The organism is Streptomyces sp. ATLC9, assembly GCF_057196705.1.
In genome coordinates this window covers 1-20,529 of sequence record NZ_JBXUOY010000072.1, presented here as the reverse complement: position 1 = coordinate 20,529, position 20,529 = coordinate 1, and the positions used below count along the sequence as shown (strand labels likewise).

Below are 20,529 nucleotides of genomic sequence, written 5' to 3'. Positions count from 1 at the left end.
GTCCGGGCCGCCGTCCGGCCCGCCCGGCAGCACCCGCGCGGTCCAGTGCCGCGCGCCCCACTGCGGCTCCGGCAGCAGCCGCTGCCGGGCCAGCTCCAGGCGTGCCTCGTCGGTGTCCGTCCCCGTGACGGTCGCGCCCCGGGCCGCCGCCATCACCAGCGCCAGGCCCGAGCCGCAGCCCAGGCCCAGCACATGGGAGTGACGTCCGACCTCGAACCGTTCGTATACCGCCTCGTAGAGCGGAACCAGCATCCGTTCCTGAATCTCCGCCCAGTCCCGGGCGGGCCGCGGGAGGTGCCGCTGTGTGAGCGTGGGTGCCATCGCAACATCCCCATTCCGATGGAAGGATCGCCGGACAACCGGCCGCCGTCTCGTCCCCCGAGAGGTCCTCAAGTCCCCGAAAGCCGGGGAACTGCGCATCTGTCCCCGAGTCCAGATGGGCGCCGGGGTGTTTCCACCCGCGCTTGCCCGCGCGCACTTCCACGTTCCCCCGGCGGTCCGGTTCACGCATCCGCAGCAGACCGCCGTAACATGCGCGACATGGCAAAGGCTCCCGTGCTCACACCCCAGGCGGAGGACTTCCCGCGCTGGTACCAGGACGTGATCAACAAGGCCGGACTGGCCGACAACGGGCCGGTGCGCGGCACCATGGTCATCCGGCCGTACGGGTACGGCCTCTGGGAGCGGATGCAGCGGGAGATGGACGCCCGTATCAAGGCCGCGGGCGCCGACAACGCCTACTTCCCCCTGTTCATCCCCCAGTCCTACCTGACCAGGGAGGCCGAGCACGTCGAGGGCTTCGCCCCCGAGCTGGCCGTGGTCACGCACGGCGGCGGCAAGGAGCTGGAGGAGCCGGTGGTCGTCCGGCCGACCTCCGAGACGATCGTCAACGAGTACTTCGCCAAGTGGGTGCGGAGCCACCGTGACCTGCCCCTGCTGATCAACCAGTGGGCCAACGCGGTGCGCTGGGAAATGCGTCCGAGGGTCTTCCTGCGAACGAGTGAGTTCCTGTGGCAGGAGGGGCACACCGCCCACGCCACCTACGAGGATGCGCGCGACTACGCCGCCCGCATCCACCGCGAGGTCTATGCCGACTTCATGGAGAACGTCCTGGCCATGGACGTCGTACTGGGCCGCAAGACGGCCAGGGAGCGCTTCGCGGGCGCCGTCAACACCCTCACCCTGGAGGGCATGATGGGCGACGGCAAGGCCCTGCAGATGGGCACCAGCCACGAGCTGGGCCAGAACTTCGCCAAGGCGTTCGGCACCCGCTACCTGTCGAAGGACGGCGGGCGGGAACTGGTCTGGCAGACCTCCTGGGGCACCTCCACCCGGATGGTCGGCGGCCTGATCATGACGCACGGCGACGACGACGGCCTGCGGATCCCGCCGCGCCTGGCCCCCGTCCAGGCCGTCGTCCTGGCCGTCAAGGGCGATGACGCGGTGCTGGCGAGGGTCCGCGAGGCCGGCGACCGGCTCGCCGCGGCCGGTGTCCGGGTGAAGGTGGACGACCGCACCGACACCCCCTTCGGCCGGCGGGCGGTGGACTGGGAGCTCAAGGGCGTGCCGCTGCGCGTCGAGATCGGTCCGCGCGACCTGGAGAACGGCACCGCGATGCTGGTCAGGCGCATCGCCGGGGGCAAGGAGCCGGTGGCACTCGACGTCCTGGCCGAGCTGTGCCCGAGGCTTCTGGAGGAGGACCAGGCGCTGCTGCTGCGCCGGTCCCGCGAGCGTCGCGAGGCCCGCACCTCAAACGTGCGGACGGTGGAGGAGGCCGCCGAGGCCGCCGCCGGCGGCGGTTGGGCCCGCATCCCCTGGACCGGTCTGGGTCCGGAGGGTGAGGCGAGACTCGCGGAGCAGGGCGTCACGGTACGCTGCCTGGTCGGCGAGGACGGATCGGTACCCGAGTCCGACGACGCCCCGGGTGCGGTGGCCGTGGTCGCCCGCTCCTACTGAGCCGCCGGGCCGCCCGGACACGGTGTGCGGAGTCCCACCGGGCGTCCCGCCCAGGAGCCGGCCGGACTCGGCATACCGGCCCCGACGGCGCGCATCAACCTGAACTGGCGGGTAGGTGCAAATTATTTGGGATGCCCCGTAATCGGAACACCGGGACACTCTGGCTCGTTGTGCACGACGTGAGCACGACACCACCTGTACTAGCCGCCGAGCTGGCGCTCGCGTGGGCCGACATTCAACGGCACCACCCGGAGCTGCCCGACCTGGCCGCGCCCGAATCGCTGATCGGGGAGTCGTCGTCCGCCTGCGGCGCCGAGCTCTCATTCGAACGGCTGCTGCACGAGGCCGTCCACGGGATCGCCGCCGCCCGCGGAGTCCGGGACACCTCGCGCGCCGGCCGCTACCACAACCGCCGCTTCCTGGCGATCGCCGAGGAGCTTGGCCTGGAGCACTCGGAGGAGCCGCATCCGAGCAGCGGCTTCTCGCTGGTCGTGATGAAGCCCGAGACCAGAAGGCGCTACCGGCCCACCATCGAGCGGCTGCAGCGTGCTCTGCGCGCGCACAGCGCCGCCACCGCCACCGACACCTCGCGCTCCTTCCGCGGCCCCGCCGCGCGGCACGGTTCGTCGGGTGGCGGAGTGCGGGTCAAGGCCGTGTGCGACTGCGGGCGCAACGTCCGGGTCGTCCCGTCCGTACTGGCCCAGGCGCCGATCATGTGCGGGGCCTGCGGGAAGCCGTTCCGCATTCCGGACACGGAGAAGGAGGCGGTCGGGGTGGGCTGAGGTGCCGCGAAGCCGTGCCGGGCCGGGGGGCCGGGGGAGGCCGGACGCCGGCCGCCCCCGCGGGGTGCGGCACAGGGGGTGTGGCACAATGGGCGGCTGTACTCGACAGCCGCACAGGACCCCTCTCTCCTCCGGCTGACGCGTCCACTCGGACACTCGGGTACCACAACCCCACGTGGCATCCCGCCGTGTCCAACCACGCCAGAGACCAGGAGACACCACACCCGTGGCAGTCAAGATCAAGCTGAAGCGACTGGGCAAGATCCGTTCGCCTCACTACCGCATCATCATCGCCGACTCCCGCACCCGTCGCGACGGCCGGGCCATCGAGGAGGTCGGTCTGTACCACCCGGTGCAGAACCCCTCCCGTATCGAGGTCGACTCGGAGCGCGTCCAGTACTGGCTGGGTGTCGGCGCGCAGCCGACCGAGCCGGTCCTGGCCATCCTGAAGGTCACCGGCGACTGGCAGAAGTTCAAGGGCCTGCCGGCCCCGGAGCCGATGAAGGTCGCCGAGCCCAAGGCCGACAAGCGCGCACTCTTCGAGGCCGCCGCCAAGGAGTCGGCGGACGAGCCCAAGGGTGAGGCCATCACCCAGAAGGCGAAGAAGGCCGACAAGAAGGCGGACGAGGCCGAGGCCTCCGCCGAGTCGACCGAGGCGTGACCATGCTGGAAGAGGCCCTCGACCATCTGGTGAAGGGCATCGTCGACCACCCCGACGAGGTGCAGGTCGCCGCCCGCAACCTGCGTCGCGGGCGCGTGCTGGAGGTCCGGGTCCACCCCGACGACCTCGGCAAGGTGATCGGCCGCAACGGCCGCACCGCACGCGCGCTGCGCACCGTCGTGGGCGCTCTCGGCGGGCGCGGAGTCCGTGTCGACCTCGTCGACGTGGACCAGATCCGCTGAGGACCGCGGCAGACAACGCAGAGCACCGGGGGCGGGGGGGGGGGGGGGGGGGCGGCCCCCCCCCCCCCCCCCCGGGGGCGGCACCGCCGCCCCCGGCCCGTGCCGGTGGCCGTCGGCGTACGGGGACCGTGTGCGGGCCGGCGCAGGGGAACCGGCGAGAACCTGGAGTGACGAGCAGTGCAGTTGGTAGTCGCGCGCATCGGCCGTGCCCACGGGATCAAGGGAGAGGTCACGGTGGAGGTGCGTACCGATGAACCCGAGGTGCGCCTCGCTCCCGGCGCGGTCCTGGCCACCGAACCCGTCTCCGTGGGCCCCTTGACCATCGAGTCCGGGCGCGTCCACAGCGGTCGGCTGCTGCTGCGCTTCGCGGGGGTGAGGGACCGTGGCGCCGCGGAGGCGCTGCGCAACACCCTGCTGATCGCCGAGGTCGACCCGGAGGAGACCCCCGAGGACCCCGACGAGTACTACGACCACCAGCTGGTCGACCTCGACGTCGTCACCCTGGACGGAACGACCGTCGGCCGGATCGAGGAGATCGCCCACCTGCCCCACCAGGACCTGCTCGTGGTGCGCAGGCCCGACGGCGGCGAGGTGCTCGTCCCCTTCGTCGGTGAGATCGTCCCCGAGATCGACCTGGACGGACAGCGGGCCGTCATCGACCCGCCGCCGGGGCTCGTCGACGGCCGCGCCGAGATCGCCGGATCCCGCACGGGGGACGGCGGCAACGGCAAGGACGGCGGGGAAGACGGGAACGGCGCCTGATGCGGATCGACATCGTCACGATCTTCCCCGAGTACCTGGAACCGCTGAACGTCTCCCTGGTGGGCAAGGCGCGCGCCCGCGGCCTGCTCGACGTGCGTGTCCACGACCTGCGGCAGTGGACCCACGACCGGCACAACACCGTCGACGACACCCCCTACGGCGGCGGCCCCGGCATGGTGATGAAGCCCGAGCCGTGGGGCGAGGCGCTGGACGCGGTCATCGCCTCGGGCGGAGACGGTCCGGAGGAGGGACCGGTCCTGGTCGTACCCACCCCCAGCGGCAGCCCGTTCACCCAGGAGACCGCCGTCGAACTGGCCGCCGAGCCGTGGCTGGTCCTCACCCCCGCTCGCTACGAGGGCATCGACCGCCGCGTGGTCGAGGAGTACGGGGAGCACCTGCGGGTGCGTGAGCTGTCCATCGGCGACTACGTGCTGGCCGGCGGTGAGGCGCCCGTCCTGGTGATGGTGGAGGCCGTCGCCCGGCTACTGCCCGGGGTCCTGGGCAACGCCGAGTCCCACCGCGACGACTCCTTCGCTCCCGGCGCCATGGCCGATCTGCTGGAGGGGCCCGTCTACACCAAGCCGCCGGTGTGGCGTGGCCGGGACATCCCCGAGGTGCTGCTCAGCGGGCATCACGGCAGGATCGCGCGCTGGCGCCGCGACCAGGCGTTCCGCCGCACCGTGCGCTACCGCCCGGACCTGATCGAGAGGTGCGATCCCTCCGCCCTGGACGCCGGCGACCGCAGGCTGCTCGCCGAGCTGGGCTGGGCCGAGCGGCCCGACGGCCGATTTGGACCCGCGGCCGGAGGCGTGGAAGAATAGGCCGCTGCCTCGCGTCCGGCGCGCGACCCTGCCACAGGGGGACCAACGCCCGACCGGTACGGCGGCTCACCGAACCCAACGAACGATTCCGCCGATGACCTGTGGCATCGGCGAGGAAAGCAGACGGCCATGCACCTTCTCGACAGCGTCGACTCCGCCTCGCTGCGCAGCGACATCCCCACCTTCCGTCCGGGTGACACCGTCAACGTCCACGTGCGCGTCATCGAGGGCAACCGCTCCCGTGTGCAGCAGTTCAAGGGCGTCGTCATCCGCCGCCAGGGCTCCGGCGTCCGCGAGACCTTCACTGTCCGCAAGGTCAGCTTCAGCGTCGGCGTGGAGCGCACCTTCCCGGTGCACACCCCGGTCGTCGAGAAGATCGAGGTCGTCACCCGCGGTGATGTCCGCCGCGCCAAGCTGTACTACCTGCGCGAGCTGCGCGGCAAGGCCGCCAAGATCAAGGAGAAGCGCGAGCGCTGATCCGCGACCGGTCCGCGCGGCGGAGCACCGGGCTTCCCGGCGCCCGGCCGCCCGGTCCCGCCCGCGGGGCACGGCCCTCCGCGCCGCCGTCGGCCCGGCTTCCGGCACGCCGCCGGGTTAGGCTCTCGGCTCGATGAGCACCGACGAACAGCACACGCGATCCATGGAGCGCGACCGCTCCCCCCACCCCGTACGGGGAGGGGGACGCCGGTCGCGTTTCGTGCGTCCGGGGGCCGCGGGGGCCGTGGTCGCCGTGCTGCTCCTGCTGGTCCACGCGTTCGTGGCGGAACCCTTCCGCATTCCGAGCGGCTCGATGGGGAACACCCTCGAAGCGGGCGACCGCGTTCTGGTGAACAAGCTGGCGTACCGCTTCGGTAACCTTCCGGCGCGCGGAGACGTTGTGGTGTTCGACGGCACCGGTTCGTTCGACCGGGAACCGTCACAGGGCACCGGCTACGTCAAGCGGGTCGTCGGGGTCGGCGGGGACAGGGTCAGGTGCTGCGACGAGCGGGGGAGGATCGAGGTGAACGGCGAACCGGCGGACGAGACGTACCTGTATCCCGGCGACCGGCCCTCGGCCGTCCCGTTCGACATCGCTGTCCCCGAGAGGCGTCTGTGGGTGATGGGCGACCACCGCTCCCGGTCGAGCGACTCCCGGGACCACCTCGGATCCCCCGGCGGCGGCACCGTACCGGTGGAGAGGGTGATCGGCCGGGCCGACTGGATCGTCTGGCCGACCGGTCGCTGGACCTCCCTGCGGAGCCGGGATGGGTAGGCGCGGACGGCCCCGCGGCAGCGGCGCACCGCCGGAGTCCCGGACCGCACTGCGCGGCCCCGGTGAGGGCCGGGCCGACCGGCGGCGCGCCGCCAAGCGGATCAGGAGGCGCCGGCGGTTGTCGGTGACCAGGGAGATACCGGTCCTGGTGGGTGTCGCGCTGCTGATCGCGCTGGTGCTCAAGACGTTCCTGGTACAGGCGTTCGTCATTCCCTCCGGTTCGATGGAGCAGACGATCAAGATTGACGACCGGGTGCTGGTGGACAAGCTGACGCCCTGGTTCGGCTCGCGCCCCGAACGCGGTGACGTGGTGGTCTTCAAGGACCCCGGGGGCTGGCTGCCGCCCGGGGCGGAGCCGGAGCGGGACGATCCCGTGGGCATCAAGCAGGGCAGGCAGTTCCTGACGTTCATCGGCCTGCTGCCCTCGGCCGAGGAGCAGGACCTGATCAAACGGGTCATCGGCATCGGCGGGGACACCATCGTGTGCTGCGACGAGGACGGCCGGGTGACGGTCAACGGCACACCGCTGAACGAGCCCTACCTCCACCCGGGCAACGCGCCCTCGCAGATGCACTTCGAGGTGGAGGTGCCCGAGAACCGTATCTTCGTGATGGGCGACCACCGCTCCAACTCCGCCGACTCCCGCTACCACCTCCGGGAGCCGGGCAGGGGAACCATTCCGGAGAGTCTGGTGGTGGGCAAGGCCGTGGTGATCGCCTGGCCCTACTCGCACTGGCGGCGGCTGGAGGAGCCCGAGGCCTACGCGTCGGTACCGGATCCGCGCGGCGGGACGCCCTCCGCGGCCGCCGGGGCCGACAATGGCGATGACATGGTGCATCTGCCGACCCCTGTGGAACTCCCGCTCGTTATGGGAGTGGCAGGTGTGGGTCTGCGCCGGCTGGGGCGCGGCCCGCAGCGAGGTAAGAGCGGTATCGGTGTGAGGAGTGGATGTGGGGGACGTGGCGGGGGGAGGGCGCTCCCACGCGGACGGGCCCGAGCGGCGGGCCGACGGCGAGCCCGTGGAGCGCGGTGAGGAAACGGCCGCGGGCCCGGACAGCGGAGAGAGAGTGACGGAAAAGAAGCAACGCTCCTTTCTGAAGGAACTGCCCATCCTCATCGGCGTCGCGCTGCTGCTGGCCCTGGGGATCAAGACGTTCCTGCTGCAGGCGTTCTCCATCCCCTCGGACTCGATGCAGAACACCCTCCAGCGGGGCGACCGGGTGCTGGTGGACAAGCTGACGCCCTGGTTCGGAGCCGAACCCGAGCGTGGCGAGGTCGTCGTCTTCCACGATCCGGGAGGCTGGCTCGACCCGTCGGTCCAGCAGGACACCAACGTGTTCCAGGACTTCATGAGCTTCATCGGCCTGATGCCCTCCGCCGAGGAGCAGGACCTGATCAAGCGGGCCATCGCGGTCGGCGGCGACACCGTGGCGTGCGAGAAGAACGGCCCCGTCACGGTCAACGGCAAGGCCCTGGACGAGGAGTCCTACATCTACCCCGGCGACTCCCCCTGCGGCAGTGAGGGTTTCGGCCCGGTCGAGGTCCCCGAGGACCGGATCTGGGTGATGGGCGACCACCGCTCCAACTCCCTGGACTCCCGTTTCCACCAGCAGCTCCCAGGACAGGGGACGGTGCCCGTGGACGAGGTCGTGGGGCGGGCCGTGGTCAAGGCGTGGCCGATCGACCGCTGGGGCACCCTCCCGGTGCCCGACACCTTCGCCGAGCAGGGCCTGGCCGCGGCTCCCGCGGCGCTGGGCCTGGCGGGCGCGGTGCCGCTGGTGATGTGGCGGCGGCGCCTGAGGACGAGGACGGTGAAGGGGGACGCGGAAGAGACCGCCGGAGCATCCGGGACGGCGCCCGGCGCCGCGAGCGGGACGGACGGGCGGACCGCGGGCTGACCCGGAAGCGTACCCGGGGATAGGGTGCGGCGCAGACCGTCGGTGGACCCAGACCCTTCCGGGAGCGCGAGTGAGCAGAACCGAACGTACCGGGGGAGGCCGCGGTCGTCCGGGCCGGACACTGTCGTCGGCGGCCGTGGCGATCGGCTGCGTCCTCTTCCTGGGCGGTTTCGTCTGGGCGGCCGTCCTGTACCAGCCCTACGCCGTGCCCACCGACTCCATGGCGCCCACCGTCGAGGCAGGGGACCGGGTGCTGGCCGAGCGCGTCGACGGCGACGAGGTCCGGCGCGGCGACGTCGTCGTCTTCCTCGACCCGCTGTGGGGCAGTATGCCGATGATCAAACGCGTCGTCGGCGTCGGCGGTGACACCGTGGAGTGCTGCGACGAGCAGGGGAAGCTGACGGTCAACGGCGATCCCGTCGACGAGCCGTACCGGCTGGAGCGGAAGCGGGCCTCCTTCGCCGCCTTCGAGGCATCCGTGCCCGAGGGGCAGCTCTTCCTCCTCGGCGACCACCGGGAGGGGTCACTGGACTCGCGCACGCGTCTGGAGGACGCCGGCAACGGCTCCGTGCCCAGGGGGGCGGTGACGGGCAGGGTCGACGCCACCGTCTGGCCGCTGGGGCGCGCGGGCATGGTCGAACGCCCCGCCGGTTTCGCGGGGCTGCCCGGCGGAATCTCCCGGCCGGGGCCGCTGGGCCCGGCCCTGGCCGCGACCGGGGTCGGCGCCCTGCTGGTCCTCGGCGGCGCCGGGTACGGGGCGATCGGCCCGGTCCGGGGCAAGCGCGCGGGGCTGACGCACAATGGGGGAACGCACGGCTGAAGGGGAACACGCCATGAGCGCCGAGGACCTCGAGAAATACGAGACCGAGATGGAGCTGAAGCTCTACCGGGAGTACCGGGACGTCGTCGGTTTGTTCAGGTACGTGATCGAGACCGAACGCCGTTTCTATCTCACCAACGACTACGAGATGCAGGTGCACTCGGTCCAGGGTGAGGTCTTCTTCGAGGTGTCGATGGCCGACGCCTGGGTGTGGGACATGTACCGGCCGGCCCGTTTCGTCAAACAGGTGAGGGTGCTCACCTTCAAGGACGTGAACATCGAGGAGCTGAACAAGAGCGATCTGGACCTGCCCGAGGACTCCGACTTCAAGAGGTGAGCCCGGAGCCGGTCGCCGCTCCGTCAGCGCCGCGCTCGCAGAGTCCCTCGTACGGGTGAGCGAGTTGTCCACAACCGGTCGGTAGTCCACCGAACCGGGCCATGATCATCCACCCGCCTTCCCAGCCGCCACAGTCGGTCCCGGAGGTGGTACCGATGAACGGCAGGAACGCACTCGGACGCTACGGCGAGGACCTGGCCGCCCGGCGGCTGCGCGAGATGGGCATGGCCGTCCTCGAACGGAACTGGCGCTGCCGGGACGGCGAGATCGACATCGTCGCCCGGGACGCCGACGCGCTCGTCGTCTGCGAGGTCAAGACACGCCGGGCCGGCCCGTACGAGCACCCGATGTCGGCCGTGACCCCGCGCAAGGCCGAGCGGCTGCGCAGACTCGCCTCCCACTGGCTCGGCGAGCGCTGGCTCGCCCGGTACGGACGGCTGCCGGCCGGAGGGGTGCGCATCGATCTCGTCGGCATCGTCCTGCCCGAGCGCGGCGCCCCCCGGGTGGAGCACGTCAGGGGGGTGGCCTGACATGGGTTTCGCCCGTACCTGCTCGGTCGCCCTCGTGGGTGTCGAAGGCGTGGTCGTCGAGGTCCAGGCCGATCTCGAACCGGGGCTGGCCACCTTCACCCTCGTCGGTCTGCCCGACAAGAGCCTGGTGGAGAGCCGCGACCGGGTCAGGGCCGCGGTCGTCAACTCCGGTGTCGACTGGCCCCAGAAGAAGCTCACCGTCGGACTCAGCCCCGCTTCGGTACCCAAGAGCGGCAGCGGGTTCGACCTCGCGGTCGCCTGCGCGGTGCTCGGGGCCGCCGAGCGCATCGACCCCCGCGCGCTCGCCGGACTGGTGATGATCGGCGAGCTGGGCCTGGACGGGCGCGTCCGGCCCGTCCGCGGCGTCCTGCCCGCGGTCCTGGCCGCCGCGGACGCCGGATACCGCCAGGTCGTCGTCGCCGAGCAGACCGCCTCCGAGGCCGCCCTGGTCCCCGGTGTCTCCGTCCTCGGAGTCCGCTCCCTGCGCCAGCTCGTCGCCGTGCTCACCGACGAACCCGTCCCCGACGAGCCGCGCCCGGACGAGCACGGCTCCGACGCCGCCATGCTCGCCGGCCTCACCGTGCCCGGCGCGGGCACGGGCATCGCGGGGCTGGGGGGCGAACGCCCGGTGGACCTCGCCGAGGTCGCGGGTCAGGCAGCCGCCCGCAAAGCGCTGGAGGTGGCCGCCGCGGGACGCCACCACATCTTCTTCAAGGGACCGCCGGGCGCGGGCAAGACCATGCTCGCCGAACGGCTGCCCGGGCTGCTTCCGCCGCTCACCCCGAAGGAGGCGCTGGAGGCCACCGCCGTCCACTCCGTCGCCGGTGCGCTGCCGCCCGGTCAGCCGCTGGTCGAGCGGCCTCCCTACTGCGCCCCGCATCATTCGGCCACCACCGCCTCCCTGGTGGGCGGCGGCAGCGGTCTGCCCCGGCCGGGAGCGGTCTCCCTCGCCCACCACGGTGTGCTCTTCCTGGACGAGGCGGCCGAATGCAGCGCGCGGGTGCTCGACGCGCTGCGCCAGCCGCTGGAGTCGGGTCAGGTCGTCGTGGCCCGCGCCCAGGGCATGATGCGCCTGCCCGCCCGCTTCCTGCTCGTCCTCGCCGCCAACCCGTGCCCCTGCGGCCGGCACGGCTCCAGGGGCGGCGGCTGCGAGTGCAGGCCCTCATCGGTCAGGCGCTACCGCGCACGGCTCTCCGGGCCCCTGCTGGACCGTGTCGATCTCCGGGTCACGGTCGAGCCCGTCACCCGCTCCGAGCTGACGGCCCCCGGAGCCCGCTCCGAGTCCACCGGGACCGTGGCCGCTCGGGTGCGCACCGCACGCGAGCGTGCCGCCGCCCGCTACGCCGGGACACCCTGGCACACCAACAGCGAGGTCCCCGGCCATGAACTGCGGACCCGATGGCCGGCGGAGCCGGGGGCGCTCGGCCGGGCCGAGGAGGACATGGAGCGCGGTCTGCTCACCGCACGTGGCCTGGACCGAGTCCTGCGGGTCGCCTGGACCCTTGCCGACCTCGCCGGGCACGGCCGGCCCACCGCCGAGGACGTGGACGGCGCGCTGGAACTGCGCACCGGGGTACGGCGCGGCGCGGCACTCGCCGGAGGGCGGGCGTGACCGGCCGCGAGGAGAGAGTGGCCCGTGCGGCGCTCACCAGGATCGGGGAGCCGGGAGACGAGACGGTGAACCGCTGGCTCGACCGGTACGGGGCGGTGGAGACCCTCAGGGCGTTCGGATCCGACTCCCCGCTGCCCGGAGCGTCCCGGACCCGCTGGGCCGGGCTGCGGCAGCGCGCGCGAGGGCTCGACCCCGAAGCCGACCTCGCCGGGATCGGCGCACTGGGCGGACGCTTCGTCTGCCCCGGCGACGCCGAGTGGCCGAGCCAGCTGGACGATCTGGGTGACGGGCGCCCTGTGGGCCTGTGGGTGCGTGGCAGGGCCTCGCTGCGGATGTGGGCGCTGCGCTCGGTCGCCGTCGTCGGCTCCCGGGCCTGCACGGACTACGGCGCCCACATGGCCGCGACGCTCGGTTCCAGCCTGGCCGCCCGCGGCTGGACGGTGGTCTCCGGCGCGGCGTACGGAGTGGACGGCGCCGCACACAGCGGGGCTCTGGCGGTGGAGGGAGCGACCGTCGGCATCCTGGCCTGCGGAGTCGACGTGGCCTACCCGCCGGGCAACGGTGGGTTGATCCGGCGCATCGGGGAGCAGGGGCTGCTGGTGGCCGAACTACCACCCGGTGACCATCCCACCCGCAGTCGCTTCGTCCTGCGCAACCGGGTGATCGCGGCCCTCACCCGCGGCACCGTGGTGGTGGAGGCGGAGCTGCGCAGCGGCTCGCTGGTCACCGCGCGGCGGGCCCTCGGGCTGGGCAGGCTCACCATGGGTGTTCCCGGGCCGGTGACCAGCGGGCTGTCGGCGGGTGTCCACCAGCTCCTGCGCGGTGAGGGCATCGTCGTCACCGACGCCGCCGAGATCATCGAGCTGGTCGGCGCGATCGGCGAACTGGCACCCGAGCGCCGCGGGCCCGTGGTGCCGCGTGATCTGCTGTCTCCGGAGGCGGCGCGCGTCCTGGAGATGCTGCCTGCCCGGAGTGCGCTCGGCGTCGCGGCGGTGGCGCGCGCCGCCGCTCTCACGGAGGACCGCGCGCTCGTCCGCCTTCAGGAACTGCGGTCACTCGGGTTCCTGGAACGCAACGGTGACTACTGGCAGTTGGCCAAATCCGCCGATCAGCACGCCGACCAACACACCAACAGGTGACGAGGCGGTCCTTGACCTGGGGCGATCGAGTGAAAGGGTGAGAGCCATGATCGCTGAACGCTTCATTCCGCATGGCCCGGCCGAGCCGTTCAGGCCGCCCGGGTAACCCCGGGGTGCGGGCAGCGGAACGTATCTGCGCATGCCCGCCCGCCCGCCCTTCGCACTGAGCGACGTCACGGTCACGCTACGCTCCCAGGATTCCCGGCCCCTTCGCACGCCCCGCCGGCGTCAGTGCACAGATCACGGCAGAACGGCTCAAGACGACGCATGCCCCATCACACCCCCGGGTCCGACCGCACGGCCACGGCAGAACCGACCGCGGCCGACGGCGCTGCACGCCCTGCCCCGCCCAGATCGCTCGACGAACTGTGGCGGTCCTACAAGGGCACGGGCGACGAACGGCTGAGGGAACAACTGATCCTCCACTACTCGCCCCTGGTCAAGTACGTGGCCGGACGCGTGAGCGTCGGCCTGCCCGCCAACGTGGAACAGGCCGACTTCGTCTCCTCCGGGGTGTTCGGCCTGATCGACGCCATCGAGAAGTTCGACCCGAGCCGCTCGATCAAGTTCGAGACCTATGCCATCACCCGCATCCGCGGGGCCATGATCGACGAACTGCGGGCACTGGACTGGATTCCCCGCTCGGTACGGCAGAAGGCCCGCGCGTTCGAGCGAGCCCACGCCGCACTGGAGGCGACGCTGCGCCGCACGCCGTCGGAGGCCGAGGTCGCCGACGAGATGGGAATCCCGCTGGAAGAGCTCCACGGCACCTTCAGCCGGCTGCCGCTCGCCAACGTGGTCGCCCTGGAGGAGGTGCTCCACAGCGGAGCGGAGGGCGGCGACCGACTGAGCCTCATGGACACCCTGGAGGACACAGCCGCCGACAATCCCGTCGAGATCGCCGAGGACCGCGAGCTGCGGCGGCTGCTGGCCCGGGCGGTCAACACCCTGCCCGAACGCGAGAAGACGGTAGTGACGCTCTACTACTACGAAGGGCTCACCCTGGCCGAAATCGGGCAGGTGCTGGGGGTCACCGAGAGCAGGGTCAGCCAGATCCACACCAAGTCCGTGCTGCAGCTTCGGGCCAAGCTCGCCGATGTCGGTCGCTGAATCGGTACTGCCCTCCCTACAGTGGGACCCGTGCCCAGGATTCGAGCGGCCTCCGTGGCCGAGCACCGGACGATGCAGCGCGACGCCCTGTTGGAGGCGGCACGATCCCTGCTGTCCGAAGGTGGCACGGAGGCCCTGACCTTCCCCGCGCTGGCGGCCCGTACGGGACTGGCGCGCTCCTCCGTCTACGAGTACTTCCGCTCCCGCGCAGCCGTCGTCGAGGAGTTGTGCGCTGTCGACTTCCCCGTCTGGGCGGCGGAGGTGGAGGATGCCATGGGGCGGACCGAGACCCCCCAGGCGAAGGTGGAGGCGTATGTGCGACGGCAGTTGGCGCTGGCCGGCGACCGGCGCCATCGGGCCGTCGTGGCCATCTCGGCCGGTGAACTGGACCCCGGCGCCCGGGAGAAGATCCGCGCAGCACACGGCGGGCTGATCACCATGGTGGTGGACGCCCTCGCGGCCCTCGGCCATGACGAGCCGCGGCTGACGGCCACCCTGCTGCAGGGAGTCGTGGACGCCGCGGTCCGCCGTATCGAGCTGGGCGCCGCGGAGGACCCGGAACGGATCACGCGGGCCGCCGTGTCGATGGCGCTCCGCGGCGTCGCGGGCTGAGAGCCCCCTCTCCTCCGGCCCCGCCGGACACATCGCCTCCGGGCATACGCGCGCCGGGGTGCGCCCGGCGCACCCGGTCGTCGAACGCCGCGGCCCGCGGGGGCGGCTTCCCCGCGCGCAGCCGGGCATGGCGGCGCCGGGCCCAGAGAGCGGCCACCACCAGCACCAGGGCCGCGCCCACCCCGGACGAACCGGCGGACGCGGAGTCCCGGACGGCCGTCATCCGCATCGCGTCGTCCTGCCGGCTCCCCGTCTCCTCCGGAAGCGGAACCCCCAGCACCGGCAGGAGCCGGGAGGGAGCGCGGCCGAGCAGGGAGAGCGGGTCCAGATAGACATCGCCGCGGCGCAGCCCCCAGTGCAGGCACCCCGCCGGGCAGTGGAAGCCGTCCGCTTCCAGCACGCCCACCACGTCCCCCGCCGAGACCCGGTCGCCCATGCGCACTCCCGCGCCGACCGGCTCGTACGTCGTACGCAGCGGAGGGGATCCCGTGCCCGTGAGTTCGACCGAGACCACCCCGCGTCCGGCGACCTTCCCCGCGAACGTGACCCGGCCCGCGGCCACCGCGCGTACCGGTTCCCCGGGGCGAGCCGCCAGATCCACGCCGCGGTGGCCGGCCGACCACCGTTCGGGCGGTGGTTCCCAGCCGCGTCCGACCGCTCCCGGCACCGGTCTGACCCGGCCGGAGCCGGACGGGCCGTCTTCGGGAGCGGCGCGGGCCGCGACCGCTTCCGCGGCGAGCAGCGGCGGCGCCAGGTGGACAATCAGAGACAGCCCCAGGCAGAGAGGCGGGAAAAGAGACAGGCAGAGGGGCAGGCGGCGCAGCAGCGCGGCGCGGAGTCGGCGTCCCATGGGCACAGCGTGGCGCGAATGCGCGCGACGGAGACGATCCGGGGCGGGAGCTGTGGAGTACCGGCCGGTTGTGGACAACCGCGTCACCCGTCCCGGGGACGGTGCCGCCCGCCGCGGCGGCGCCCGCATCCCATGCGTGTCGCCTGCCGCTTCCCCGGTCCCGTACACTTCTTGTGCGATCCGGGTCACCGGATCGACTTCGCACGCCCCGCCACCCTCCACAGGCGGCAGCGCACCTCGGTCCTCGAAGACGGCTTCGGTCCGTCGATTTCGCAGGCAAGCGCGTCGGGGCGTCAGGAGCGGCGACCGTCCGGCCGCCGTGTACAACCGAGTGATCCAAGGAGATACGGCCATGGCCGTCGTCACGATGCGGGAGCTGCTGGAGAGCGGCGTCCACTTCGGGCACCAGACCCGTCGCTGGAACCCGAAGATGAAGCGATTCATCTTCACCGAGCGCAACGGCATCTACATCATCGACCTGCTCCAGTCGCTGTCGTACATCGACCGCGCCTACGAGTTCGTCAAGGAGACCGTCGCCCACGGCGGCTCCATCATGTTCGTCGGCACTAAGAAGCAGGCCCAGGAGGCCATCGCCGAGCAGGCCGCGCGCGTGGGCATGCCCTACGTCAACCAGCGCTGGCTCGGCGGCATGCTGACCAACTTCTCGACCGTCCACAAGCGCCTGCAGCGCCTGAAGGAGCTCGAGCAGATCGACTTCGAGGACGTGGCCGCCTCCGGCCTCACCAAGAAGGAGCTCCTGGTCCTCTCCCGCGAGAAGGCCAAGCTGGAGAAGACCCTCGGCGGTATCCGCGACATGCAGAAGGTGCCCAGCGCCGTCTGGATCGTGGACACCAAGAAGGAGCACATCGCCGTCGGTGAGGCGCGCAAGCTCAACATCCCGGTCGTCGCGATCCTCGACACCAACTGCGACCCGGACGAGGTCGACTACAAGATCCCGGGCAACGACGACGCGATCCGCTCCGTCACCCTGCTCACCCGTGTGATCGCCGACGCCGTCGCCGAGGGCCTCATCGCCCGCTCCGGCGCCGCCGGCGAGGGCAAGGGCGAGAAGGCCGCCGGCGAGCCGCTCGCCGAGTGGGAGCGCGAGCTGCTCGAGGGCGACGCCCAGAAGGCCGCCGAGTCCAAGGAGGGCGAGGCCTCCGCCGAGGCCTCCGCCGCCGCCGAGACCCGGGCCCCCGCCGAGGCTCCGGCAGCCGAGGAGCAGGCCGCCCCCGCCGAGGGCGAGAAGCCGGCCGAGCAGGCCTGACCGACGCCGCAGGTGGTACGGCCGGGGGCAGTGCCATGAGCGCCGCCCCCGGCCGCATGCCCGTCCCGTAGATCGATCCATCCTCATCGACCTTTCGAGAAGAGATTCACCGACCATGGCGAACTACACCGCCGCTGACGTCAAGAAGCTCCGCGAGCTCACCGGCGCCGGCATGATGGACTGCAAGAAGGCGCTGGACGAGGCCGAGGGCAACGTCGACAAGGCCGTCGAGATCCTCCGCGTCAAGGGCCAGAAGGGCGTCGCCAAGCGCGAGTCCCGCACCGCCGAGAACGGCGCCGTCGTCTCCCTGATCGCCGACGACAAGAAGTCCGGTGTGCTGGTCGAGCTCAAGTGCGAGACCGACTTCGTCGCCAAGGGCGACAAGTTCCTCGCCGTCGCCGACGCCATCGCCGCCCACGTCGCCGCCACCTCCCCGGCCGACATCGAGGCGCTGCTCGCCTCCGAGATCGAGTCCGGCAAGAGCGTCCGGGTGTACGTGGACGAGGCCAACGCCACCCTCGGCGAGAAGATCGTCCTCGACCGCTTCGCGCAGTTCTCCGGCGGCTACGTGGCCGCCTACATGCACCGCACCAGCCCGGACCTGCCCCCGCAGGTCGGCGTCCTGGTCGAGCTGGAGCAGGAGAACGCCGAGATCGCCAAGGACGTCGCGCAGCACATCGCCGCGTTCGCCCCGAAGTTCCTCTCCCGCGAGGACGTCCCGGAGGAGACCGTCGCGAACGAGCGCCGCGTCGCCGAGGCCACCGCGCGCGAGGAGGGCAAGCCCGAGCAGGCCCTCCCGAAGATCGTCGAGGGCCGCGTGAACGGCTTCTTCAAGGAGAACTGCCTCCTGGACCAGCCTTTCGCCAAGGACAACAAGAAGTCCGTCCAGAAGGTCCTGGGCGAGGCGGGTGTCACGCTGAAGCGCTTCGCCCGCTTCCGCGTCGGCGCCTGATCCGTAGGCCCGCTCCCGGTTAGGGTCGGGTTACGGGGCCCGTCCCGGTGCGTGGCGCACTGAGCTCAGGCGTGTACGGACCGGACGACCGCAGTTGTGACGAGGAGGCCATTGCCGCTTTCGGGGACCGAGAGGGACCACCGGCAATGGCCTCCTCACGCGTGTGCACGAGGAGATCCGCATGAAACAGGGCAACGACCCCGGAGGCAAAGCCCCCGGCAAAGACCGCGACCGCCGCCGCTTCCTGCTGAAGCTCTCCGGTGAGGCGTTCGCCGGCGGCGGGGGGCTCGGAGTCGACCCCGACGTCGTGCACAAGGTCGCCCGCGAGATCGCGGCCGTGGTCCGCGACGGCGCCGAGATCGCCGTCGTCATCGGAGGCGGCAACTTCTTCCGCGGCGCCGAGCTCCAGCAGCGCGGCATGGACCGGGCCCGGTCCGACTACATGGGCATGCTCGGCACGGTCATGAACTGCCTCGCCCTCCAGGACTTCCTGGAGAAGGAGGGCATCGACTCCCGTGTGCAGACCGCCATCACCATGGGGCAGGTCGCCGAGCCGTACATCCCGCTGAGGGCCGTACGGCACCTGGAGAAGGGGCGCGTGGTCATCTTCGGCGCCGGTATGGGCATGCCTTACTTCTCCACCGACACCACCGCCGCCCAGCGCGCCCTGGAGATCGACGCCGAGGCGCTGCTGATGGGCAAGAACGGCGTGGACGGGGTCTACGACTCCGACCCGGCCACCAACCCCGACGCGGTGAAGTTCGACACCCTGGAGTACGGCGAGGTCATCGCCCGTGAGCTGAGGGTGGCCGACGCCACCGCCATCACTCTCTGCCGCGACAACAAGCTCCCGATCCTCGTCTTCGAACTGCTGGCGGAGGGGAATATCGCCAGGGCGGTCCGGGGTGAGAAGATCGGCACGCTGGTGAGCGGCCAGGGCTCCCGGGCCTGACGCCGACGGCGGACACGAAACGACGTCCGTACGGGAGCCCCGCACACGGCGCCGTACGACAACACCGTGCCGCACGATGGGCACGGTACGGGGATGGACAACAGCCTGCCGGTCGGACACCGTGCAGGAATCAGGGCTTTCCGGCTCAATTCATCGAACCAGGAGCACGTGGTGATCGAAGAGACCCTCCTCGAGGCCGAGGAGAAGATGGAGAAGGCGGTCGTCGTCGCCAAGGAGGACTTCGCCGCGATCCGCACCGGCCGTGCGCACCCGGCGATGTTCAACAAGATCGTGGCCGAGTACTACGGTGCGATGACTCCGATCAACCAGCTCGCGTCGTTCTCGGTGCCCGAGCCGCGCATGGCCGTGGTCACCCCGTTCGACAAGAGCGCGCTGCGCAACATCGAGCAGGCCATCCGTGACTCCGACCTCGGCGTCAACCCCTCCAACGACGGCAACATCATCCGTGTCGTCTTCCCGGAGCTGACCGAGCAGCGCCGCCGTGAGTACATCAAGGTGGCCAAGGGCAAGGCGGAGGACGCCAAGATCTCCATCCGCAGCGTCCGGCGCAAGGCCAAGGAGGCCATCGACAAGGCCATCAAGGACGGCGACATCGGCGAGGACGAGGGCCGCCGTGCCGAGAAGGAGCTCGACGACACCACCTCCAAGTACGTCACACAGGTGGACGAACTGCTCAAGCACAAGGAAGCCGAGCTTCTCGAGGTCTGAGGTTTTCGAGGCTGCGATTTTCGTGAACGACTCATCCTGGGGAGCACCACCGCCGGGCGCCGGGCCCTCCGGTCGTCCCGGCCACCCCGCTCATCCCGGCCGCTTCGGATACCGGAGCGCCCCCGAACAGGGTTTTCCCTCCCCGCTTCGCGCAGAGGTGGCCCGGGCCCCGGCGGGTTACGCGCACGAGGACGCCGACGCGTCGCAGACTCGGCGTATGCCCATCGTGCCCGAAGCCCCCGGCGGTGACCAGGACGATCGTGACGGCCGGGCGGCCGGGCGGCCGTTCGGCGGCCCCGTCCCCGGTGGCGGCCGGCCCGAACCGCAGGCCGTACCCGGGGCGGAGCCCGCCGCCCCCTCGCCCCGGGGTCGCTCCTCGGGACGCAAACGGGCGGGCCGCGACCTGCGCGCCGCGATAGGGGTCGGCCTGGGGCTGGGTGCCGTCATCATCGCCTCGCTCTTCGTCTACAAGCACCTCTTCGTCGGCGTGATCGTCGCGGCCGTCGTGGTCGGGCTGTGGGAACTGACCTCCCGCCTCGCCGAACGCAAGCAGATCAGGGTGCCGCTGCTGCCGCTGGCCGTCGGCGGCGCCGCCATGGTCGTCGCCGGCTACGTCCGCGCCGCGGAGGGCGCCTGGGTGGCCACCGCGCTCACCGCCCTGGCCGTACTGGTGTGGCGGATGACGGAGGATCCCGCTCAGTACCTGCGGGATGTCACCGCCGGTGTCTTCGCCGCCTTCTACGTCCCTTTCCTGGCCACCTTCGTCGCCATGATGCTCGCCGCCGACGACGGCCCGCAGCGGGTGCTCACCTTCCTGCTGCTCACCGTCGTCAGCGACACCGGGGCGTACGCGGTCGGCTGGCGCTTCGGCACGCACAAACTCGCCCCCCGCATCAGCCCCGGCAAGACCCGCGAGGGCCTGCTGGGAGCGATGGTCTTCGCGATGGCCGCGGGCGCGCTGTGCGTGCACTTCCTCATCGACGGCGGCACCTGGTGGCAGGGCCTGCTGCTGGGCCTGGCCGCGGCCGCCAGCGCCACCCTGGGCGATCTCGGCGAATCCATGATCAAGCGGGATCTGGGCATCAAGGACATGGGCACCCTGCTGCCCGGCCACGGCGGCATCATGGACCGCCTGGACTCCCTGCTGCCGACGGCCCCCGTGGTCTGGCTGCTGCTGGTGGTCTTCGTCGGCGCGGGCTGACGACCCCGCCCCTCGTGATGCTTCGGGGTCCGCCGCACCGGTGC

24 protein-coding genes are annotated in these 20,529 nt (G+C 71.6%); 22 read left to right on the top strand and 2 right to left on the bottom strand.

Features of this window, described 5'->3' with window-relative positions; all coding sequences use genetic code 11:
• Positions 1–321, bottom strand: a 321-nt coding sequence (locus AC2CJA_RS10815) for a class I SAM-dependent methyltransferase (RefSeq protein ID WP_484602448.1), incomplete at its 3' end; no start/stop codon positions are given.
• A gap of 219 nt (positions 322–540) precedes the next feature.
• Between AC2CJA_RS10815 and proS the strand changes: the two genes are divergently transcribed.
• From proS to AC2CJA_RS10730, 17 genes are all read left to right on the top strand, one after another.
• Positions 541–1,956 (top strand): proline--tRNA ligase, encoded by a 1,416-nt coding sequence (proS, locus tag AC2CJA_RS10810; protein ID WP_484602447.1) that lies wholly within the window; start codon positions 541–543, stop codon positions 1,954–1,956.
• A gap of 131 nt (positions 1,957–2,087) precedes the next feature.
• Entirely contained in the window at positions 2,088–2,738 is a 651-nt protein-coding gene (locus AC2CJA_RS10805; RefSeq protein ID WP_484602446.1) for a hypothetical protein, read from the top strand.
• 226 nt (positions 2,739–2,964) lie between these two features.
• Positions 2,965–3,399, top strand: coding sequence for a 30S ribosomal protein S16 (gene rpsP / locus AC2CJA_RS10800; RefSeq protein ID WP_484602445.1), 435 nt, complete (start codon positions 2,965–2,967; stop codon positions 3,397–3,399).
• A gap of 2 nt (positions 3,400–3,401) precedes the next feature.
• Complete coding sequence (locus AC2CJA_RS10795; protein WP_394634538.1) at positions 3,402–3,641, top strand: RNA-binding protein; 240 nt, start codon at positions 3,402–3,404, stop codon at positions 3,639–3,641.
• A 177-nt stretch (positions 3,642–3,818) separates the two neighbouring features.
• Positions 3,819–4,403 (top strand): ribosome maturation factor RimM, encoded by a 585-nt coding sequence (gene rimM / locus AC2CJA_RS10790; protein WP_484602444.1) that lies wholly within the window; start codon positions 3,819–3,821, stop codon positions 4,401–4,403.
• Positions 4,403–5,224, top strand: a complete 822-nt coding sequence (gene trmD / locus AC2CJA_RS10785) for a tRNA (guanosine(37)-N1)-methyltransferase TrmD (RefSeq protein ID WP_484602443.1) — start codon at positions 4,403–4,405, stop codon at positions 5,222–5,224. The genes rimM and trmD overlap by 1 nt, the downstream gene beginning before the upstream one ends.
• A 129-nt stretch (positions 5,225–5,353) precedes the next feature.
• Positions 5,354–5,701: a 50S ribosomal protein L19 gene (gene rplS / locus AC2CJA_RS10780; RefSeq protein ID WP_093850660.1), complete on the top strand. Its 348-nt coding sequence runs from the start codon at positions 5,354–5,356 to the stop codon at positions 5,699–5,701.
• Between the two features lie 133 nt (positions 5,702–5,834).
• A complete protein-coding gene (gene lepB / locus AC2CJA_RS10775) occupies positions 5,835–6,476 on the top strand; it encodes a signal peptidase I (protein ID WP_484602442.1) in 642 nt (213 codons plus the stop codon).
• Entirely contained in the window at positions 6,469–7,509 is a 1,041-nt protein-coding gene (lepB, locus tag AC2CJA_RS10770; RefSeq protein WP_484602441.1) for a signal peptidase I, read from the top strand. The genes lepB (AC2CJA_RS10775) and lepB (AC2CJA_RS10770) overlap by 8 nt, the downstream gene beginning before the upstream one ends.
• Entirely contained in the window at positions 7,436–8,374 is a 939-nt protein-coding gene (gene lepB, locus AC2CJA_RS10765) for a signal peptidase I (protein ID WP_484602450.1), read from the top strand. Before lepB (AC2CJA_RS10770) ends, lepB (AC2CJA_RS10765) begins: the two co-directional genes overlap by 74 nt.
• 70 nt (positions 8,375–8,444) lie before the next feature.
• Complete coding sequence (gene lepB, locus AC2CJA_RS10760; RefSeq protein ID WP_484602440.1) at positions 8,445–9,194, top strand: signal peptidase I; 750 nt, start codon at positions 8,445–8,447, stop codon at positions 9,192–9,194.
• 13 nt (positions 9,195–9,207) lie between these two features.
• A complete protein-coding gene (locus AC2CJA_RS10755; protein ID WP_093662147.1) occupies positions 9,208–9,531 on the top strand; it encodes a DUF2469 domain-containing protein in 324 nt (107 codons plus the stop codon).
• Positions 9,532–9,686: 155 nt separating this feature from the next.
• The gene (locus AC2CJA_RS10750; RefSeq protein WP_484602439.1) at positions 9,687–10,061 is read left to right on the top strand and encodes a YraN family protein; all 375 of its coding nucleotides are present in this window, start codon (positions 9,687–9,689) and stop codon (positions 10,059–10,061) included.
• Between the two features lies 1 nt (position 10,062).
• Positions 10,063–11,673: a YifB family Mg chelatase-like AAA ATPase gene (locus tag AC2CJA_RS10745; RefSeq protein WP_484602438.1), complete on the top strand. Its 1,611-nt coding sequence runs from the start codon at positions 10,063–10,065 to the stop codon at positions 11,671–11,673.
• Complete coding sequence (gene dprA / locus AC2CJA_RS10740; protein WP_484602437.1) at positions 11,670–12,812, top strand: DNA-processing protein DprA; 1,143 nt, start codon at positions 11,670–11,672, stop codon at positions 12,810–12,812. The genes AC2CJA_RS10745 and dprA overlap by 4 nt, the downstream gene beginning before the upstream one ends.
• Before the next feature lie 267 nt (positions 12,813–13,079).
• Positions 13,080–13,922, top strand: a complete 843-nt coding sequence (gene whiG / locus AC2CJA_RS10735) for an RNA polymerase sigma factor WhiG (RefSeq protein ID WP_484602436.1) — start codon at positions 13,080–13,082, stop codon at positions 13,920–13,922.
• Between the two features lie 54 nt (positions 13,923–13,976).
• A complete protein-coding gene (locus AC2CJA_RS10730; protein ID WP_484602449.1) occupies positions 13,977–14,534 on the top strand; it encodes a TetR/AcrR family transcriptional regulator in 558 nt (185 codons plus the stop codon).
• Here the strand turns inward: AC2CJA_RS10730 and AC2CJA_RS10725 are convergent.
• On the bottom strand, positions 14,488–15,384 hold the full coding sequence (locus AC2CJA_RS10725; RefSeq protein ID WP_484602435.1) for a murein hydrolase activator EnvC family protein: 897 nt from the start codon (positions 15,382–15,384) through the stop codon (positions 14,488–14,490). The genes AC2CJA_RS10730 and AC2CJA_RS10725 overlap by 47 nt on opposite strands.
• 352 nt (positions 15,385–15,736) lie before the next feature.
• On the opposite strand from AC2CJA_RS10725, the gene rpsB reads away from it, so the two are divergent.
• The 5 genes from rpsB to AC2CJA_RS10700 all read left to right on the top strand — a co-directional run bounded on the left by rpsB (position 15,737) and on the right by AC2CJA_RS10700 (position 20,485).
• A complete protein-coding gene (gene rpsB, locus AC2CJA_RS10720; RefSeq protein ID WP_484602434.1) occupies positions 15,737–16,651 on the top strand; it encodes a 30S ribosomal protein S2 in 915 nt (304 codons plus the stop codon).
• 115 nt (positions 16,652–16,766) lie between these two features.
• A complete protein-coding gene (gene tsf / locus AC2CJA_RS10715) occupies positions 16,767–17,603 on the top strand; it encodes a translation elongation factor Ts (protein WP_484602433.1) in 837 nt (278 codons plus the stop codon).
• Between the two features lie 181 nt (positions 17,604–17,784).
• Positions 17,785–18,555 carry a UMP kinase gene (pyrH, locus tag AC2CJA_RS10710; protein WP_484602432.1) on the top strand — a complete coding sequence of 257 codons (771 nt, stop codon included), beginning with the start codon at positions 17,785–17,787 and terminating at the stop codon, positions 18,553–18,555.
• A 171-nt stretch (positions 18,556–18,726) separates the two neighbouring features.
• Positions 18,727–19,284, top strand: a complete 558-nt coding sequence (gene frr, locus AC2CJA_RS10705) for a ribosome recycling factor (protein WP_241715508.1) — start codon at positions 18,727–18,729, stop codon at positions 19,282–19,284.
• 22 nt (positions 19,285–19,306) lie between these two features.
• Entirely contained in the window at positions 19,307–20,485 is a 1,179-nt protein-coding gene (locus AC2CJA_RS10700; protein WP_484602431.1) for a phosphatidate cytidylyltransferase, read from the top strand.
• Positions 20,486–20,529 lie beyond the last annotated feature (44 nt).

What these genes read in the sequence shown, in the direction of transcription:
- AC2CJA_RS10745 (WP_484602438.1), top strand. Translation starts at nt 10,063, where the DNA reads ATGGGTTTCGCCCGTACCTGCTCGGTCGCCCTCGTGGGTGTCGAAGGC.
- rpsB (WP_484602434.1), top strand. Translation starts at nt 15,737, where the DNA reads ATGGCCGTCGTCACGATGCGGGAGCTGCTGGAGAGCGGCGTCCACTTC.
- trmD (WP_484602443.1), top strand. Translation starts at nt 4,403, where the DNA reads ATGCGGATCGACATCGTCACGATCTTCCCCGAGTACCTGGAACCGCTG.
- AC2CJA_RS10755 (WP_093662147.1), top strand. Translation starts at nt 9,208, where the DNA reads ATGAGCGCCGAGGACCTCGAGAAATACGAGACCGAGATGGAGCTGAAG.
- tsf (WP_484602433.1), top strand. Translation starts at nt 16,767, where the DNA reads ATGGCGAACTACACCGCCGCTGACGTCAAGAAGCTCCGCGAGCTCACC.
- AC2CJA_RS10795 (WP_394634538.1), top strand. Translation starts at nt 3,402, where the DNA reads ATGCTGGAAGAGGCCCTCGACCATCTGGTGAAGGGCATCGTCGACCAC.
- lepB (WP_484602442.1), top strand. Translation starts at nt 5,835, where the DNA reads ATGAGCACCGACGAACAGCACACGCGATCCATGGAGCGCGACCGCTCC.
- AC2CJA_RS10750 (WP_484602439.1), top strand. Translation starts at nt 9,687, where the DNA reads ATGAACGGCAGGAACGCACTCGGACGCTACGGCGAGGACCTGGCCGCC.
- pyrH (WP_484602432.1), top strand. Translation starts at nt 17,785, where the DNA reads ATGAAACAGGGCAACGACCCCGGAGGCAAAGCCCCCGGCAAAGACCGC.
- AC2CJA_RS10805 (WP_484602446.1), top strand. Translation starts at nt 2,088, where the DNA reads ATGCCCCGTAATCGGAACACCGGGACACTCTGGCTCGTTGTGCACGAC.
- lepB (WP_484602441.1), top strand. Translation starts at nt 6,469, where the DNA reads ATGGGTAGGCGCGGACGGCCCCGCGGCAGCGGCGCACCGCCGGAGTCC.
- whiG (WP_484602436.1), top strand. Translation starts at nt 13,080, where the DNA reads ATGCCCCATCACACCCCCGGGTCCGACCGCACGGCCACGGCAGAACCG.
- proS (WP_484602447.1), top strand. Translation starts at nt 541, where the DNA reads ATGGCAAAGGCTCCCGTGCTCACACCCCAGGCGGAGGACTTCCCGCGC.
- AC2CJA_RS10725 (WP_484602435.1), bottom strand. Translation starts at nt 15,384, where the DNA reads ATGGGACGCCGACTCCGCGCCGCGCTGCTGCGCCGCCTGCCCCTCTGC.
- rplS (WP_093850660.1), top strand. Translation starts at nt 5,354, where the DNA reads ATGCACCTTCTCGACAGCGTCGACTCCGCCTCGCTGCGCAGCGACATC.